We start from the raw sequence: 16,173 nt of genomic DNA on the forward strand, positions 1-16,173 counted from the left end.
GCTCCGGTTGTCTCCCTGCCGAACGGGACGTCGCACCCCCCGGTTCCAGCCGAGGGTTGTGTCCCGTGCACAGCTGTCACCCGGGGGCATTGGCCCGTCGCGCGACCTCGACACGACCTCCGCCGTATACCCGGCGCGGTTTTCCCGCCCGGACGTCCGCGTTGCAGGCTTTCTCGCGGGGTACGGGCAATTTGAGCGACCCGGTTAGGCCGTTCTTCGCACGGGCGCCTGAATCCTGCGATATCCGAATCCTGCGACGTCCGAATCCTGGGATGTCCGATCGGTCTCGAGATCCGTCCCATGCAAGACCGCCGCGCCGCGCCCTGGATCCGGTCCGATCACGCCGGCCGCCTCACCCTCGACAAACCCGCCAAGATCGCCTGCCGGGTCGATGATGTCTCCCGGATTGGGGTCAGGATCACCCGGCCGGATGCCGCCTCGGTGCCGCGTCCCTGCCTGCCGACGGCCTCACCGCTGAACACTCGCAAGGTCTTCCACATCGTCCGGCCCACCCAGGACATGATCGGTGCGCCGTTTCGATGCCGATCCGCCCCGGGCATTGTCGTTACCGGGTCGTAACCACTCAGGACTTACCTTCGCTCAGACCACAACCACATGGCACTCCCGATGGAAGAGAGACGATCCGAGCCCCGTTCCCGCACGTTGCTGGCAGGCAAGATCGCGTTGCACGGTGGCGGCGTGATCGACTGCACCCTGCGCAACCGCTCCCCGTCCGGCGCCCGCCTCCGGGTCGCCAGCGTGGTCGGCATTCCCGACCGCTTCACGCTGCTCCTGGAGATGCAGGGCGAGCGTCGCCCGGCCCGGGTCGCCTGGCGCAAGCCGGGTGAGATCGGCATCCAGTTCGTCGACGAACCGGCCCCTTAGGACCGGCGGACTACCAGATCTCGAGCACGGCGAGGCGGTCAGTGACCGCCACCGTGAAGACCTGCATCGGCGCCAGCGCGGTGATGCCGACGACACCGTCATCGCCGAAGCGGTGCAGCCGCAACCGCCGGGGCGGGCTCGAAAGGTGCAAGTCCACGGCGCGCGGCGCGCTGTCCGGGCGGGGCGCCCGGGCGTTCCGGTCCCAGCCGTCGAGCCCGAGCCAGATCGGCACCAGCAGGGCGCCGTCCGCCCGCGCGAAGCTGGCCGCCACGAGATCGGGCACGCCCACCGGCAGCACGACCCCGATGCGGTCCCGGGACGCCCGCGCCTCCTCTGCGCGGCCGGCGAACAGGCGGATCAGGCTTCGCACGGCCGCGAAGGACGCGCTCGGCGTGCCGTCATGGGCGATGAGGCCGAACCGGCTCTCGGGGTCGGCCTCGCCCCCCTCGAAGGCGGAGATCAGCTCGTAGAGATAGGTCCGCCGCACGCCCTGCAGGTAGCTCCACAGGAGCAGGCGCGGCAGGTAGCGGGCGCGGACGGCTTCCGAGACCGGCAGGTGGGCGCTCCGGGTGGCCAGGGCCGTGTGATAGCCCGTTTCCGTGACGATGACCGGCGCGGAGCCGAAGACCGGACGAACGGCCGCGACGAAACCGCCGAGACTGCCCGCGCCTCGGGTCTCGGGATGCTCCATCCCCGGATAGGCGTGGACATTGGCGAGATCGACCGAGGCGGACAGGTTCTCCGCGGCGGCGATGTTGGCCTGGATGTAGCTCGGCCCGGCAACCCGGACGGTGCGATGCCGCGGGGTGTCCCGCACGGTGCGGAACAGCGCCGCCTGATGATCCGCGGACAGGCGGGCAAGGCCCGGCCGCGCGGCCACCGGCGGCTCGTTGCCGCCCTCCACGACGACGAGCCCGTCCTCGGCCCAGTCGGCGATCTCGGCGAAGCGCTCCGGCGGTACGCGGGGACCGGGCGTCAGGCCGTCGTAGAAGACCAGACTGAAGCGGTAGCCCCGGCGGGCGAGACCGGCGATCCGCTCGAACTGTCCGGCAGGCTCCGTGCCGACGAGGACGATGTCGTCGCGCAGGTGACGCAGGCCGAGGTCGTCGAGGGCGGCGGCGCATTCGGCAAAGCGCGCGACGTAGGGCGAGCCGCCATGGCCGAGATGCACGTTGATGCCGATGGCATCGATCAGGTCCTCGCAGCGATGCACGGGCGCGGGCGCGGCCACGACCCGCGGTGCGAAGGCCCCCGCCGCCAGGGCCAGGGTCGCCCGGCGGGTGAGCCGGCTCACGCCAGGCTCGCCAGACTGGTGGCTCCGGAATCCGTCTCGACGGGTCTGCGCGCTTCAGCGTGAAACGCCTGAGCCTCCTGAACCGCCCGCAGGAGGTCGCGCAGGTGATGCCCGAGCAGGGCCTGGGCCGCGGGCGAGCTGAAATTGTGGTCGACCTCCGGCACGATCGCCACGGGCGCGCCGAGACGCCGATCCGCCCGACCGGGCGCGCGGCCGAGATGGCGATGCAGGGCGACGAGCCCGGGGTCACCGGCGCTGTAGACGAGGCGGATCTCGGCACCCCGTCGTCGCAGTCGCGCGACCCGTCGGGCGACGGAGCCGCCGGGGGAGATTGGGTTTACGAGGCGCCGCAGCCGCCGCACGGCGGCAGAGAGGCTGCGCTTGGCCAGGGTCGCACCGATCGCCCGCACGTGGATCTCGCCGCGCAGGAGCCGCCGCCAGGTCGCACCCCGCTTGAGCAGCGCCGCGTAGGTACCGGTGCTGCCGAAGGTCTGGCGGATCGCGGCGTCGACATCCTCGTCCGGGTCCCAATCGAAGCAGTAGAGGTTGACGAGGAGCGCTCCATCGACCCGCGCGTCGCGGCAGAGGGCCTGGAACGCCGCATGGGCGCCGCTGCAAGTGCCCACGAGGACGATGGATCCTCGGACCTCGGCCAGGTGATCGAGGGCCCGGCCCACATCCGCGAACCCGTCGGGGGCGTAGGGCGGCTTGCGGCCATCCGACCGGCGGCCGCTGTCGCCGATGCCGGCGAGATCGAAGCGGAAGGAGGGAACTCCGTCCGCGGCGAGCCTGCGGGCGAGTGTCGTGGTCTGCCGGCCCCAGCCCGAATGCACGGTCATGCCGGTCGAGACGAACACCACCGTCGGCGCGCCCGGATCCTGCCGACGCGGCGTACAGCGGATGCCGAACAGGTCCGGCTGGAACCGGGCGGGCGCCTCGGACCAGCCGATGCCGGCCAGGCGCGCCGGGCCGAGATGCAGGGGGATCGCGGGTCCGGCGATCGTCACGCCGTCCGTCGCGAAAGCGGTGATGCGATCGAAATCCGCCTCAGGGACCTCGGCGAAGATCGGGTCGCCGACGAGGAGCGGAAGGCCCGGCAGTGGTCCCGTCTCGACGGCACTGCCGAGTGCCGTCAGGCGTCCCGCCAGCGTCCGGGTTTCCGGGGCGAGGAGGAGGGTTCGCGGCGCCGGGGCACGCGGGATCGCGGTGGCGTCGAGGGCGCCGACATCGGCCAGGAAGGCCGCATCCATGCGGAAGCCCCCGACGGACAGGCCGTCCGGATCCACCGTCGGGGCCACCCCCCCCGCGACACCGGCCACCGTCCGGGCGCGAAGCCGCATCTCGCGGAGATAGGCGCGTCCGGTGACGGCCGGCGCCAGCAGGACCAAGCGGTCGACCGCCTCCTCCTGGGCCGCCAGAAGAGCCAGGTTGGCGCCGAGACGCAGGCCGACGAGGACGATCTCCGTGACGCCGGTCGTCTCGCGCAGGAAGCGCACTGCCCGGCGGATTGCCGCAACATTGGCCGAAACCCGCGCCTCGGCTGGATCGCCAGAGTTGCCCTCCCCCGGATAGTCGAACCGCAGGGTCGGGCAGCCGGCCGCGGCGATCCGATCCGCCAGGGCACGCCAGGGGCGATGAGCGGCCATCTGCTCGAACCCGAAGGCGCCGCACAGGACCACGCCACGCCGGCCCGCGGCCGGGTGGATCCACCCGAACAGGTCGTCGAAGGTCACCGGCATGGCGGCGTCGGGCGCCGCGCTCGTCCCATGCTGGTGGCGGACCTCACGCGTCATGACCGAACCTCACGCTCTCTCTACTGTTGAGGGCCGCGACCATGCCCTGCGGGAGCTGCTGGCAACCGGGAAAGCGAACCAGCCTGTCCGACCCCGGCGCTAGGTGGAAGCCACTGTCGCAGGGCCGCGCCGCGGAGCTCCGCACGGTCACAGCGAGGGCGAGGTGGTCGGTTCCGACGCGCAGGGTCGGCACGGATGCACCCGCCACGGGTTCGACCCGCAGGCCGATCGCCTCGGGGGTGATCGGCCGGGTGCCGGGAAAGTGGAAGCTCTCGGCGACGACCGCGCCGTCCGTATCGGTGAGACGGGCATGTGCCACGTCGTGGATGCGGGGGCCGAAGCGATAGCTGTCGGTGGCATCGAAGAAGCGGCCGAGCATCTCGGCCGAGGAGAGGGTCAGGAAGGCGCGCGGGTCGAGCGTGATCCCGCGCTCGGCCCGCGCCGCGACCTTGCCGGTGCGGTCCGCGAAGGTCAGTGCGAGGCGCAGGTCCACAGGCCCGGCGGTCTCGTTGTGAACATGGAGGTATAGACCGCCCAGGCCCTCGTCCGACAGGGTGACCTGAACCGGACGGAAGGCCCGCTTCAGAGCGTACCACCCGGATTTTGGAGCTTGGGTCCAGTCGATCACGCCCCAGCCGGTGCCTGGCCCGAGGTCGCGCAGGAACCAGACGAGGCCGCCGGCCGTCGGTGAGCGCGCCCGGCGCCACTCGGCGAAGGTCTGCTCCATGACCTCGGCCACGGCAGCGCGGCCGAGCTCGAGGTAGCGCTCGGGATCGTCGGCGCGCAGGGCGGCGGGATCGACCCCGTAGAGCAGGCCGACATAGTGGTCGCGCACCTGCTCGAAGTCCCAGTCTGCGCCCCGGTCGCGGGGGATGCCGCGCGTCCAGAGCGGATCGGCGGGCCGTCGCTGCCCGAGCGTCGCCGGTTCCGGCAGGTTGGCGAAGGCGAGGCATTCGCTGGCGAAGCCCACCTCGGCCCGGCGCGCATCCTCAAGAGGCCGACGATAGGCACCGACGCCGTAGTAGTGGGTACAGCCCGCGCTCGGCGAGAACGGCAGGTCGCCGCCCGACGGCGAGTTCGGCACCACCACGAGGTCGGGACGGGTGTCGGCGACGAGCCCGGGCAACGTTTCGCTGCAGAAGGCGTCGGCCCAGACGGTCCGCGGCGCTCCGAGCATGGCCGCCTGCTGCCAGACCTCGCTGCCGCCGCAGATCACGGCGAGGGAGGGGGCGAGCTGAACTCGGTCGAGCACGCCCGTCACCTCGCGCGCGAGGGCGTCGGTAAAATCGGCGGCGTCGTGCGGATAATCGAAATTCGCCAGCATCAGGTCCTGCCAGACGAGGATGCCGGCGGCGTCGCAGAGGTCGTAGAATTCGGACGCGGGATAGAGGGTGGTGCCGGAGACGCGCAGCATGTTCATGCCGGCCTCGCGCGCGAGGTCGACGAGGGTGCCGCAATCTTCAGTGCCGAGGCCGACGAGGTCCGACGGGGTCCAATTGGCGCCGCGGCAGAACACCGGCACGCCGTTGACGGCGAGGGCCAAACCTTCTGCGAAGGGACGTGTCAGCGCCAGGGTGCGAAAGCCTGTCCGGCCGAGATCGATTGTCGTGCCGTCGATCGCCACGCTCACGGCATGGAGGTGGGGCGTACCGTGGGTATGAGGCCACCAGGGCGCAATCCCGGGCAGCGCCAGGGTTCCGGCGTACAGGCCGGGCGCGGATTCTGTCAGGACGATCGCCCGCCCGTCGCAAAGCAGCGTGACCGACGCGGGGTGGCCGCTGATCCGAAGGCGCGCCGAGAGCCGGCCTGCGTCGCCATCATAGATGGCCCGAAGGTCGGCTTCCATCAGACCGGGGTGCTGGGGCTCCACCGTGATCGGGCGGTAGGGACCCACGAGGTCGATTTCCGGGCACCAGCCCGGCATGAACCCGAGGAGGCTCGTGCGGACGTGGCGCAGGGAGCCCGGAGTAATCATCCGGGGGCGCCAGCGCCCGCGCTTCGACGGGCGGTCGAGCTCCGCCTTGAGCGACCGGAAGCAGAGGGCCAGCTCAGTCCCCGGCCGGAGATCGGCCTCGACGGCGTGAGCCTCGAACATCGAGCGTGAGACCAAAACGGGCACGCCGTCGAGCCAGACCTCGACGAGCGTCGCCAAGCCCTCAAAGCGCAGGCGGACGGGGCCACTCCGGGCCAGCGGACTCCGGTACCAGACGTCCTGATCATGAATCGGCGTCGGGGTCGCCTCGGACCAGAGTCCGGCGCCCCGCAGGGCCGCGGCGGCGGTACCGGGCACCGGGGCGGGGATCCAGTCGGCGGTCTCCAACAGGTCGCCAGGCCCGGTCCAGGCACCGGGCGGCGTCAGGGTGAGCCGCCAGGGGCCGTCCACGGCCTGCGGCACGACACCGTCGATCGACCGGATCCGGGCCATGATCCGTCCCTATCAATCGAGCGCGCGGTCGAGGGCCGCGAACACGTCCGCGTAGGTGGCCGCGAGCCGGTCGAGACGCGCTGCGAGGCCGTCGGCACTGCGGCGGTGAAAGGCCCGGGCAAGCTGGAACTGGAAGGCCTTGGCCTCGACGGCGAGGCGTGAGGCCACGTCCGAGGCGGGAGCGAAACGCCCCGCACCCGCTGCCTCAAGCCAGGCGAGATGGCTCGCGAGCATCTCGAAATTCGCGCCGAGCTGGCGCGTGGTGTTGAAGGCGTAGGCGTGGAAGATCCCGAGGGGGCGCTGAACCAGGGCTGGTGCCGTCCGCGTGAGAGTGTCGCGAAACGCCAGGATCGGGTTGTGCCCTGGCGCCCGGTCGCGGTGGCGTCGGAGCAGGTCGAGCGCGGCGCCCGGCAACTCCGCCGGGCTCATGGGAGGGGCGACCGCCTTCACGAACTCCGCGTAGGGCGGCAGCACGGCGGATCCGAAGAGGCCATGATAATCGTCGCCGGAGAGCCGGAAGCGCCCGGCATTGTGGAGGTAGTCGAGCTCCCGTGTGTCCGGGTCGAGAGCCAGGATGCCGATCGTGGTCTTGCCGTGCTCCCGGCCGTAGGTGGTGCCCTGGGTGTCGGGCAGGTAGATCGCGTCGACCTCGACCAGCACCGGCCGGCCCTGCCGGACCTGGAGCAGCGCCTGTGCTTCGAGGGTGTCGTAGACCGCGAGTTCCAGCACCTCGAGCCCGTAGAGCCGCTCGAGATCGGCTGCCTGTGGCTTGAAGAACGTGAACTGGTCGCCTTCGAAATCCTGCCGCAGGGTGAACCCCAACATCGCCTCCGGCACGAGGCCGCGCCCGTGCAGGAGTTCGATCCAGAGGTCGACATAGCAGTTCGTCTCCGGCCAGTTGCGATCAGCTCCATGCAGCGGATGCGGCGCGTAGGGCATCGCGGGGCCGAGCCCCGGCGCCGGCTGGAGAAGGGCGGCGGTCACCAGCTCAACCCCACAGGGTGGTGCGCACGGAATCCGGCCAGGCAGCAAAGTCCAGGCCGTGATGGCGCAGGAGCGCCAGCGTGATCCGCTCCAGGCCGAAGCCGACGCAGGCGGTGTGGGCGACGCTGCCGTCGGCTTGGCGTAAGTCCCAGGTCGTTCCGAAATGGTCCTGGTGGTAGTTGAAGCTGAGGCAGGCAGTCGGCTTCTCGACGCTGTTCACGGGCACGTTCAGCTCGAACTTGAGGTTCTGCTGGCGCTGGTTGTTGGCGAGCATCCGACCGGCCCGGCCGAAGAAAGGATCGTTGGCCACGTCGATCGCCAGCGGCAGCGCCAGGCTGCGGATCATCTCGCTGCCGCGGGCAAGCCAGGATTCGCGGAAGGCCAGTACCTGCTCAGGGCTACCCATGCGGACGAATTCGCGCATCCGGAAGAGCTGCATCCGGGTCGGTTCCAGGCTGGGCTCGCGCCGGAAGCAGTAGGATTGCAGGTCGAACAGGCCACCCTCCGCGGGCAGACGGCCGCGCGCTGCGGCGGCCGGGTAGAGGGGGTAGCAGGCCGCGGGGGTGAGCACGATGTCCGTCGCCTGCTGGTGACCGGTCCAGTCGTTCCGGGCCTCGACGCAGGCGAGAAGCTCGGCATGCTCCGCTTCGTTGCCGCAGAAACTGTGCACCGTGCCGGCGAGGTTCGGGAAACCCTTCAGGTAGCCGCTGCGCTCGAAGGCCGGCCGGCTCATGGCGGGGGGAAAGCGCATCACCTCCGCGCTATCCGTCGCACCGAGTCGGCTGATCAGGCGCTCGAGGGCGTCGACGACGCTCTCGAAGGCGCCGCTGCGGCCGTAGAGGCCGTCGATGCCGGTGCGCACCAGGAGGCCCTGGTCGAACAGGCGGTCGAGGAAGCTCGGGACGGCGCCCGGGGCATCGTCAAAGATCTCGGCGGCCCCGGAATCTGCCGGAAGAGAGAAGGTCGAGTCCATCACGCGCTCATGAGCTGGCCGCCGCCCTTCTGCACGAGCAGAAGCTTGGCGGTGTTGGCGAGGATGCGGTCGTTTCCGATCATCAGCGGTGCCGACAGGATGTCGCGCAGTGGCCGGCCGAGGCTGAAGGGCGTGCCGTTCTTGTAGCCGGCGAGGCCGACGATCGAGAGGGCGCGCTGCACGATATCGACGGCCATCTCGGAGGCGGTCGTCTTCAGGTTGTTGAGCATGACGGAGAAGCCGATCGACCCGATGGTGTCGGCGTCACCCTGCGCGTCCTCGTAGCGGCGGAGCGCCGAAACGATGGCGGCCCGCATCGCCTGGAGGGTGTTGGAAACTTCCGCGAGGCGCAGGGCCGTGGGCGGCACCTGTCCCGGCTGGCGCCGGGCCTCGGCCTGCACGAAGGTGCGGGCGCGGTCGACGGCGGAGTTGGCGATGCCGAACCAGACGCTGCTCCACAGGAGGTGCGAAGAGGCCAGCATCGACTGGGCCGCGATCTCCGCGAAGGGCTTGGGCAGGATCTGCTCGACGGGAATATCCCGCGCCTCGAGACGAAAGCCGTCGCTGCAGGTGCCGCGCATGCCGAGGGTGTCCCACACGGTCTTGCGCTCCAGGGAGATCTGGTCGGCGAACAGGGCCACCAGCACTTGGTCGGAGCCCGCGGCCTCGGGGTGACGTCGGGCGGTAGCGAGGATCAGGTCCGCCTGCGTCCCGTAGGAGATCACGGAAGCGTCCTTGCCGAGGGCGAAGACGCTGCCGGTGGTCTCGACGGCGCAGAAGCTGGTACGCAGGTCGCCGCCGATTCCAGCTTCCGTGGTCGAGGAGGCGACGAGGAGCTGCTCCCGGGCGATCCGTTCCATCAGGTGGCAGTGCCAAGCGCTGTCCAGCCCGTGTGCCACGAGGCTCGCGACCTTGATGTGGTGCATGGCGAACACCATCGCGGCACTGCTGCACGCCTGCCCAAGGGTGCTGCACAGGTCCGCGATCTCCCTCAGGCCCGCGCCTTCGCCGCCGAACTGGCTCGGGATCTGTAGTCCCAGCAGCCGCTCCGCCTTGAGGGCCGTGACCGCCTCCAGCGGGAAGCGACCGTCGCGGTCGACGGAATCGGCGTGAAGCGCAGCGACTGCCGCCGCGCGCTGCCCACGCTGGGTCACGGTGCTCATGCGGCCTTGGGACGAAGGACGGTGGCCACGGTCTCGCGGATCGCAGCGATCGACGCGAAGGACTTGCGGGTTAGGAACTCGTCCGGAAATTCGATGCCGAACCGCTCCTCAAGGGCCAGCATCAGCTGGACCGAGCCGAACGAGTCGAGGCCGCGATCGAACAGGCTGTCGTCGTCGCCGATCTGTTCGGCGACCGGGGCCAGCGCCTCATTGGTTGCGAGGATCTGGCGGATATCCTGGGATGTGACCAAGGTACGGCTCCTGTCTAAGCAATGATTCATGTATTGGTCAGCCGAATGAATTGTCAAACAACAAGGAGCGCAATGGTAAATACCGGCCTCTGCTGTATGCAATTGAGCTTGCCGGATAAGGGCCTTCTGATGCTCGCCCGCGTGCCGAACTTTGACGCAGACTCTTGATCTTCGCGCAGATCCTTGCAGTCGGCGACCTTCCCGGGTCTCTTCCTAAGAACGCTCTCCTAAACAATTTGTCGTCAATCTCAGGGCAGGGGTGAGACAGCTGATAATGTGATGAACAAACTCTGACGATGATTGACGAAATACACAATGATTCAGGATAATGCCTGGAATGACGTGACTTTGCCAACCGTCGAGCGCTCAAGTTCGATGATCAGGCGTTGTTCGGGATCCGCTCCTGTTCGGCGGACGCACGCGATCCTTCGGCGAGAGATGATCTACAACCTGCAGATCCTGCGCGCCCTGGCGGCCTACTCGGTCTTCCTGACGCATTTCGGACTCTACGCGGGCCCCATCCTGCCGAGGCCCAACGCCCTGGCTTTCGGAGCGGCGGGCGTGGACGTGTTCTTTGTCCTGTCCGGCTTCATCATGTTCGTGAGCACGGCTGGTCGGCGTGAGAGCCCTGGCGTTTTCCTACTTCGCCGGGCGATCCGGGTGGTGCCCCTCTACTGGCTCGTCACCCTTGCGCTGGCGCTGATCGCGCTTGCCGGACTGAAGCCGATCGGCATCGTCGAACTGCGGCTGGACTATGTGGTGCAGTCACTGCTGTTCCTGCCGTTCTCGCGGGGCGGCTACGTCGAGCCCCTCAATTCGGTGGGCTGGACGCTCAATTACGAGATGTTCTTCTATGCCGGCTTCGCTGGCCTGCTGATGCTGGCAGGCGTGCGGGCGCGACTGATTGGCCTCGCCGCCGCCTTCGGCGCGGTGGTCCTTCTCGGCCTAGCGCCTGTGCCAGGGCTCTACTGGGCCTATTACACGAAGCCGATCGTGCTCGAATTCGTCGCCGGCGCGGCTCTCGGGTACGCCTATCTCCGCCTGGGGACGCCCACGCCCGGCTTTCCAATTCGGCGGACAGCTGGCGCCGCCCTCGCGGTCGCAGGCGCCCTCATCCTCGGTGGACAGGTGGTCGCGGGAGCCCTCGGCGCCGATCTGGAGATGACGGGTTTCCTGCGTCCGCTCATTTGGGGGAGTGCCGCGGTGCTGGCGGTCGGCGCGCTGCTTCTGCTGGAGCAGGGCGGCGTCGTCCTGCGCGCGCGCTGGCTCTTCTCGCAGGGGAACGCCAGCTATGCATTCTATCTTATCCACAACCTTATGTTGCACGTCAGCGCCAAGGCGGCGGCCATTCTGGTGGCGCCCGGTCCCCAGCGCGTCGCGCTGGTCTTCGTCCTGGCCTTCAGCGCCTCTGTGCTCCTCGCGGAATGGCTGTTCCGCTGCGTGGAAAGGCCCATCGGAGCCGCCTTGCGGCGGGTCTGCGACGGGAGCCCACGTCCTGCAGCACTGCCCGGGCCCGTTCCTCTATAGCTGGATAAAAGCCGCTTCGTGCGACCGCCCTCTACCCGGATCCCTAATAAAAACCTAAGACGGGTGAGGAGATTTTCGATAAAAAGCATCCGTAGAGCATTATCTGTAAGTAATAATCGCCTGTGACGCTGCTTTAACGCCTGGGTCGATCATAGTATTGAAGTTCGAAGAGAGAATGCTCTCCTGGGTCGGTGGTCTTGCCGCCCGTCGGCGGAGATTCTCTGTGTCCGGCACGCCGGCGAGGATGGTTCGGATGCGCGTAGCGATCGTTCACGACTGGTTATACGTGGTCGGAGGCGCCGAGCAGGTGCTTCGCCAACTGCTGAAGATCTATCCTCAGGCGCATGTCTTTACCCTGTTCGACTTTTTGCCCGAGTCCGCCCGGGCCTATCTCGGCTACACGCAAGCGCGCACCAGCTTCATCCAGCGCCTTCCCTTCGTACGCACCCGGCACCGGCACTACCTGCCGCTGATGCCGCTCGCCATCGAGCAATTCGACCTGTCGAGCTACGACCTCGTCATCTCGAGCAGCTACGCGGTGGCCAAGGGCGTGCTCACCGGACCGGACCAGCTTCACGTGTCCTACGTCCACTCGCCCATGCGCTACGCCTGGGATCTGCAGCACACCTACCTGCGGGAGAGCGGCTGCGCGAGCGGCCTCAAGGGCCTGCTTGCTCGCCTCATCCTCCACCGGATGCGTCTGTGGGACTACCGCACCGCGGCCGGGCCGAACGCGATCATCGCCAATTCCGGCTTCGTGGCGCGGCGGATCCACAAGGTCTACGGCCGTGGCGCCGAGGTGATCCCTCCGCCCGTCACCCTGTCCAGTCAGCGCTACGACGGGCCCCGCGGGAACCACTTCCTGGTGGCGAGCCGCCTCGTGCCCTACAAGAACGTCGAGGCCGTGGTGCGCGCCTTCGCACAGTTGCCCGGCCTCAACCTCGTGGTCGCCGGCACTGGTCCGGAGGCCGAGCGGCTGAAGGCGATCGCGACGCCGAACGTCACCTTTGCGGGGTTCGTCTCCGACGAGGAGCTGCGCCGCCTCATGGCCACTGCCCGCGCCTTCGTCTTCGCGGCCGAGGAGGATTTCGGGATCATCGTGGTGGAGGCCCAGTCGGAGGGCACGCCCGTCCTGGCCCTCGGTCGCGGAGGAGCCCGCGAGACCGTGCTGGTGCGGGGGCCGAACCGCACGGGCATGTTCTTCGATACGCCCGAGCCCGATGCCATCGCGTCCTGCGTCTGCGACTTCATCCGCCAAGAGGACAGTTTCACCCGCGAGGCCTGCCGGAATCAGGCGGAGCCGTTCTCCGCCGAGCTGTTCCGCATCCGGTTCTCGCGCTTCGTCGACGAACAGCTCACGATGCATCGCGCCGCCTGCGAGCCACGCCTGCGCACCCTCCCTCGGCTCGAGGCTGTTCCCCGCTTCGAAGCCGTGTCCTGAGGAACGGCGCGCATGTCCCTCCTCACCCTCGACATGCCCGATCGCGCGCCGGTCGCCGGGCGCGTCCCCGAGCAGGACCGCGAGCGCGGCGGCGCCCTCATGGCGCCTCTCCTCAAGATCTGGCGCCGCCGCGTCCTGTTCGCGACCATCTTCGTCGCCATCCTCGGGCTCGCGGTGACCATTCTGATCCGCACGCCGGCCCAGTACGTCGCGACCGGCTCCGTTATCGTGGCCGAGCCCGAGCCGGGCGCCAGCAACGCCTCGATGGCCTGGATCCAGAAGCTCGGCGACCCGGCCGATCTCGAGAGCCAGATCCTGGTGATCCGCTCGCCCCGCATGATGCGCCTCGCCGCCGAGAGCGGCCTCGCCGAGGCGGTGATGGCCGAGTGCCGTGAGACCGTCACCCGCGGGCACCCCGACCGGATCACGGAAAAGAAGAATGCCGTCTGCGCCAAGCTCGGTGCGGATCGCGACGCGCTCGTGGAGTATCTGCAGAAGCGCTACATGGTCGGCAGCGCCGGCCGCTCGCGCGTCATCGCCATCGGCTACAAGTCGCCGCTGCCCGAGGTGGCGCAGACGATGACCAACGCCCTCATCAACGCCTTCCTGGAAGACCAGCGCAACGCGCAGGCCTCGAGCCGCAAGGCGGCCACCGACTGGCTGTTCACCGAAATCAAGCAGCTCGACGCCTCGATCCGCGACGACGAGGCACGCATCCAGGCCTTCCGCCGCCGCAAGGGACTCGTGAAGGGCGCGACCGGTCCGATCAGCGCCGAGCGCCTCACCGGGATCAGCCAGCAGCTCGCTGCCGCCGAGGCGGCCAAGGCAGATGCCGCCGCACGCCTGAAGGAGATCGAGGCCGACCGGCGCCGTGGCTCCGACAGCGCCCCGGCGGTGCTCGCCAGCCGCGCCGTGGGCGACCTGAAGCAGCAGATCAGCGGGGTCAGTGCCCAACTCGCCAATCAGAGCACTCTGCTCGGCCCGAACCACCCGACCGTTCGCGCTCTGCAGACCGAGCAGGCCAGCCTGCGCGCCCGGATCGACCGGGAGCTCGCCAACGTCGCCGACGGCCTGCGCAAGACCTACGAGGCCTCGAACACCCTGGCGCGCTCCCTGCGCGCCCAGATGGACAGCGCCAAGTCCGAGGCGGCCGCCGCGATGGACGACGAAGCCTCGATCGAGGGCATGGTCCGCAACGCCGAGATCAAGCGCGCCCGCTACGCCGACCTCGTCAAGCGGGCGAGCGAGCTGGAGACCGAGCGCCGCATCCTCACCGGCAGCACCCGCCTGGTGAGCCTCGCCGAAGTGCCGCAGGAGGCGTTCTCGCCCAAGCCCGTGCCCTTCCTCGCCGGCGCCGTCGTGTTGGCGACCGTGCTGGCCGCCGGCGTCGCCCTGCTGCGCGACCTCGCCGACCGCCGGGTCCGCACGCCCGCCCAGCTGGTGGCCGGCACCGGCGCTCCGGTCTTTGCCCAACTGCCCTGCCTGGATGCCGGCGGCCTGATGGGCCGTCTCTCCGACCGGCGCCGGGAACTCCCCCTGGCCGAAGCCCTCCAGCGGGCGAAGGCCGACCCCGGCATGCGGAACGTGCTGCGGACTCTCCACGCCCACCTGTTCCTGGCGGGGGGCGACGGCTCGCGCACGGTCCTGGTGACCTCGGGCAAGCCGCGCGAGGGCAAGTCCTTCACGACTTTCGCGATCGCCGGCCTCAGCGCCGCGAGCGGCCGCCGCGTCTTGGTGATCGAGTGCGACCTGCGCCGGCCCAACTTCGAGGCGTCCCTCGGTCTCGGCCGCAGCCCGGGCCTCGCCGGCGTCCTGCGCGGCGAGATCGACGCGGCGGCGGCCGTCATCGCCAAGGACGGATTCGACGTCATCCCGGCCGGCGTCCCGACGCCGGACTCGACCGAGCTCCTGATGAATCACCGGATGGCGAACCTCCTGCGCTGGAGCCGGCGCTACGACCTCGTGCTCCTCGACAGTCCACCGACCAGCCTGCTGATGGATGCCTGCATGCTCGCCCGTCACGTGGACGGCGTGCTCTGCTGCACCCGTGCGGGCCGCTCGCAGCTATCCGACACGATCGAGACCGTGACGAGCCTGCGCAAAGCGGGCGGTGCCGTCCTCGGCATCGCCATGACGATGGTCAAGTCCGGCGGCCAGCCGGCCTACGAGGCGATGCCCCTGTCCTTGCCGCATCGCGCGGGAGCCGCCTGATGGCCGGGGTGCTCTCCACCGCGGTCGGGTCCGAACTCGCGCCCGCCGCGCCTTCGATGGAGGCGCGGGCGGCCTACCCCCGGGTGCTGTTCGTCAGCCACACCGGCACCATGTCCGGAGCCGAGCTCGTCCTGCAGGACGTCGTCCAGGCCTGGCCGGACTCTCAGGCGTTCCTGTTCGAAGGCGGTCCCCTCGCCGATGCCCTGCGGGAGGCCGGCCTGACGATCCGTCTCGCCGCGCCGGGCGCCGATCTGTCAGGCCTGCGCCGGGACGCCTCCCCGCTGCACGCCCTTCCGGTGCTCGGGCGCCTCGCCCGTCTGGCGTGGGACCTCGCCGGGGCGGCGCGTGGCTGCGACGTGGTCTATGCCAATTCCCAGAAAGCTTTCCTGCTCGCGGCCCTGCCCACCCGTCTCGTCGGTCGCCCCTTGGTCTGGCACCTGCACGACATCCTCGACGGCGCTCATTTCGGCCGGGCGCAGCGGATCATCCAGGTCCGGCTCGCAAATGCCTGCGCGGTGCGCGTCGTCGTCCCCTCGCGGGCCGCGGCCGAGGCCTTCGTGCAGGCCGGCGGCCGCCGCGATCGGGTGACGGTGGTGCCGAACGGCCTCGACCTGACCCTCGACCCGCGCCCCGCGGCCGAACTGCGCGCGGAACTCGGCCTGCCGATCGGTCCCCTCGTCGGCGTGTTCAGCCGTCTCGCACCCTGGAAAGGGCAGGACGTCGTGATCGAGGCGCTCGCAGTGGTGCCGGGCCTGCGCTGCGTGGTGGTGGGCTCGGCCCTGTTCGGCGAGGAGGCCTACGCGGCGACCTTGCGCGATCTCGCGGCGGCCCGCGGCGTCTCGGACCGGGTGCTGTTCCTGGGCCAGCGCAGCGACGTGCCCCGCCTGATGCAGGCCGTCGATGCGGTGGTCCATCCCTCCGTCGATCCCGAGCCATTCGGCCGGACTCTCGTCGAGGCGATGCTGGCCGGCGTGCCGGTGGTCGCCACCGATGCCGGTGCCTCCAGCGAGATCCTCGACGGCGGAGCCCTCGGCACCCTGGTGCCGCCCCGTCGACCCGATCGCATCGCCGCCGCCCTCAGCGAGATCCTGGATCGCCCGGAGGCCTTCGCGGAGCGCACCCGTCTGGCCCGCGAGCGAGCCCTTGCCCGCTACGGCGCCGCCCGGATGCAGGACGACCTCGCCGCCCTGATCCGCCGGGTCGCCGCCCGCGCGTGACGCATACAG

12 protein-coding genes are annotated in these 16,173 nt (G+C 69.7%); 5 read left to right on the forward strand and 7 right to left on the reverse strand.

Annotated elements, in window-relative coordinates; all coding sequences use genetic code 11:
- Positions 1-615 precede the first annotated feature (615 nt).
- A complete protein-coding gene (locus AC0IY1_RS20065; protein WP_244477219.1) occupies positions 616-885 on the forward strand; it encodes a PilZ domain-containing protein in 270 nt (89 codons plus the stop codon).
- 10 nt (positions 886-895) lie between these two features.
- Here AC0IY1_RS20065 and AC0IY1_RS20070 read toward each other — a convergent pair whose 3' ends face one another.
- From AC0IY1_RS20070 to AC0IY1_RS20100, 7 genes are read right to left on the reverse strand one after another with little or no spacing between them, the layout of a single operon-like run.
- On the reverse strand, positions 896-2,179 hold the full coding sequence (locus AC0IY1_RS20070) for a hypothetical protein (RefSeq protein ID WP_471771819.1): 1,284 nt from the start codon (positions 2,177-2,179) through the stop codon (positions 896-898).
- Entirely contained in the window at positions 2,176-3,972 is a 1,797-nt protein-coding gene (locus AC0IY1_RS20075) for an alpha/beta fold hydrolase (RefSeq protein ID WP_471771821.1), read from the reverse strand. Before AC0IY1_RS20075 ends, AC0IY1_RS20070 begins: the two co-directional genes overlap by 4 nt.
- Positions 3,962-6,397, reverse strand: a complete 2,436-nt coding sequence (locus tag AC0IY1_RS20080; RefSeq protein ID WP_471771823.1) for a glycosyl hydrolase 2 galactose-binding domain-containing protein — start codon at positions 6,395-6,397, stop codon at positions 3,962-3,964. The genes AC0IY1_RS20075 and AC0IY1_RS20080 overlap by 11 nt, the downstream gene beginning before the upstream one ends.
- Positions 6,398-6,409: 12 nt before the next feature.
- Positions 6,410-7,381 (reverse strand): DUF1839 family protein, encoded by a 972-nt coding sequence (locus AC0IY1_RS20085; protein ID WP_471771825.1) that lies wholly within the window; start codon positions 7,379-7,381, stop codon positions 6,410-6,412.
- 4 nt (positions 7,382-7,385) lie between these two features.
- On the reverse strand, positions 7,386-8,354 hold the full coding sequence (locus AC0IY1_RS20090; protein ID WP_471771827.1) for an amino acid--[acyl-carrier-protein] ligase: 969 nt from the start codon (positions 8,352-8,354) through the stop codon (positions 7,386-7,388).
- On the reverse strand, positions 8,354-9,517 hold the full coding sequence (locus AC0IY1_RS20095; protein ID WP_471771829.1) for an acyl-CoA dehydrogenase family protein: 1,164 nt from the start codon (positions 9,515-9,517) through the stop codon (positions 8,354-8,356). The genes AC0IY1_RS20090 and AC0IY1_RS20095 overlap by 1 nt, the downstream gene beginning before the upstream one ends.
- Positions 9,514-9,768 (reverse strand): acyl carrier protein, encoded by a 255-nt coding sequence (locus tag AC0IY1_RS20100; RefSeq protein WP_244477217.1) that lies wholly within the window; start codon positions 9,766-9,768, stop codon positions 9,514-9,516. The genes AC0IY1_RS20095 and AC0IY1_RS20100 overlap by 4 nt, the downstream gene beginning before the upstream one ends.
- A gap of 438 nt (positions 9,769-10,206) precedes the next feature.
- On the opposite strand from AC0IY1_RS20100, the gene AC0IY1_RS20105 reads away from it, so the two are divergent.
- The 4 genes from AC0IY1_RS20105 to AC0IY1_RS20120 all read left to right on the forward strand — a co-directional run bounded on the left by AC0IY1_RS20105 (position 10,207) and on the right by AC0IY1_RS20120 (position 16,164).
- On the forward strand, positions 10,207-11,295 hold the full coding sequence (locus AC0IY1_RS20105; RefSeq protein WP_471771831.1) for an acyltransferase family protein: 1,089 nt from the start codon (positions 10,207-10,209) through the stop codon (positions 11,293-11,295).
- A 253-nt stretch (positions 11,296-11,548) separates the two neighbouring features.
- Entirely contained in the window at positions 11,549-12,736 is a 1,188-nt protein-coding gene (locus tag AC0IY1_RS20110) for a glycosyltransferase (protein WP_055949853.1), read from the forward strand.
- Positions 12,737-12,748: 12 nt separating this feature from the next.
- Entirely contained in the window at positions 12,749-14,947 is a 2,199-nt protein-coding gene (locus AC0IY1_RS20115) for a GumC family protein (protein ID WP_471771833.1), read from the forward strand.
- 56 nt (positions 14,948-15,003) lie between these two features.
- Positions 15,004-16,164, forward strand: a complete 1,161-nt coding sequence (locus AC0IY1_RS20120; RefSeq protein ID WP_471771890.1) for a glycosyltransferase family 4 protein — start codon at positions 15,004-15,006, stop codon at positions 16,162-16,164.
- Positions 16,165-16,173: the final 9 nt, after the last annotated feature.

The organism is Methylobacterium sp. AC690, from assembly GCF_979256535.1.

Excerpts from the sequence above, each read along its gene's own strand:
- AC0IY1_RS20065 (WP_244477219.1), top strand. The coding sequence starts at position 616 with ATGGCACTCCCGATGGAAGAGAGACGATCCGAGCCCCGTTCCCGCACG.
- AC0IY1_RS20075 (WP_471771821.1), bottom strand. The coding sequence starts at position 3,972 with ATGACGCGTGAGGTCCGCCACCAGCATGGGACGAGCGCGGCGCCCGAC.
- AC0IY1_RS20080 (WP_471771823.1), bottom strand. The coding sequence starts at position 6,397 with ATGGCCCGGATCCGGTCGATCGACGGTGTCGTGCCGCAGGCCGTGGAC.
- AC0IY1_RS20090 (WP_471771827.1), bottom strand. The coding sequence starts at position 8,354 with ATGGACTCGACCTTCTCTCTTCCGGCAGATTCCGGGGCCGCCGAGATC.
- AC0IY1_RS20095 (WP_471771829.1), bottom strand. The coding sequence starts at position 9,517 with ATGAGCACCGTGACCCAGCGTGGGCAGCGCGCGGCGGCAGTCGCTGCG.
- AC0IY1_RS20105 (WP_471771831.1), top strand. The coding sequence starts at position 10,207 with ATGATCTACAACCTGCAGATCCTGCGCGCCCTGGCGGCCTACTCGGTC.
- AC0IY1_RS20110 (WP_055949853.1), top strand. The coding sequence starts at position 11,549 with ATGCGCGTAGCGATCGTTCACGACTGGTTATACGTGGTCGGAGGCGCC.
- AC0IY1_RS20115 (WP_471771833.1), top strand. The coding sequence starts at position 12,749 with ATGTCCCTCCTCACCCTCGACATGCCCGATCGCGCGCCGGTCGCCGGG.
- AC0IY1_RS20120 (WP_471771890.1), top strand. The coding sequence starts at position 15,004 with ATGGAGGCGCGGGCGGCCTACCCCCGGGTGCTGTTCGTCAGCCACACC.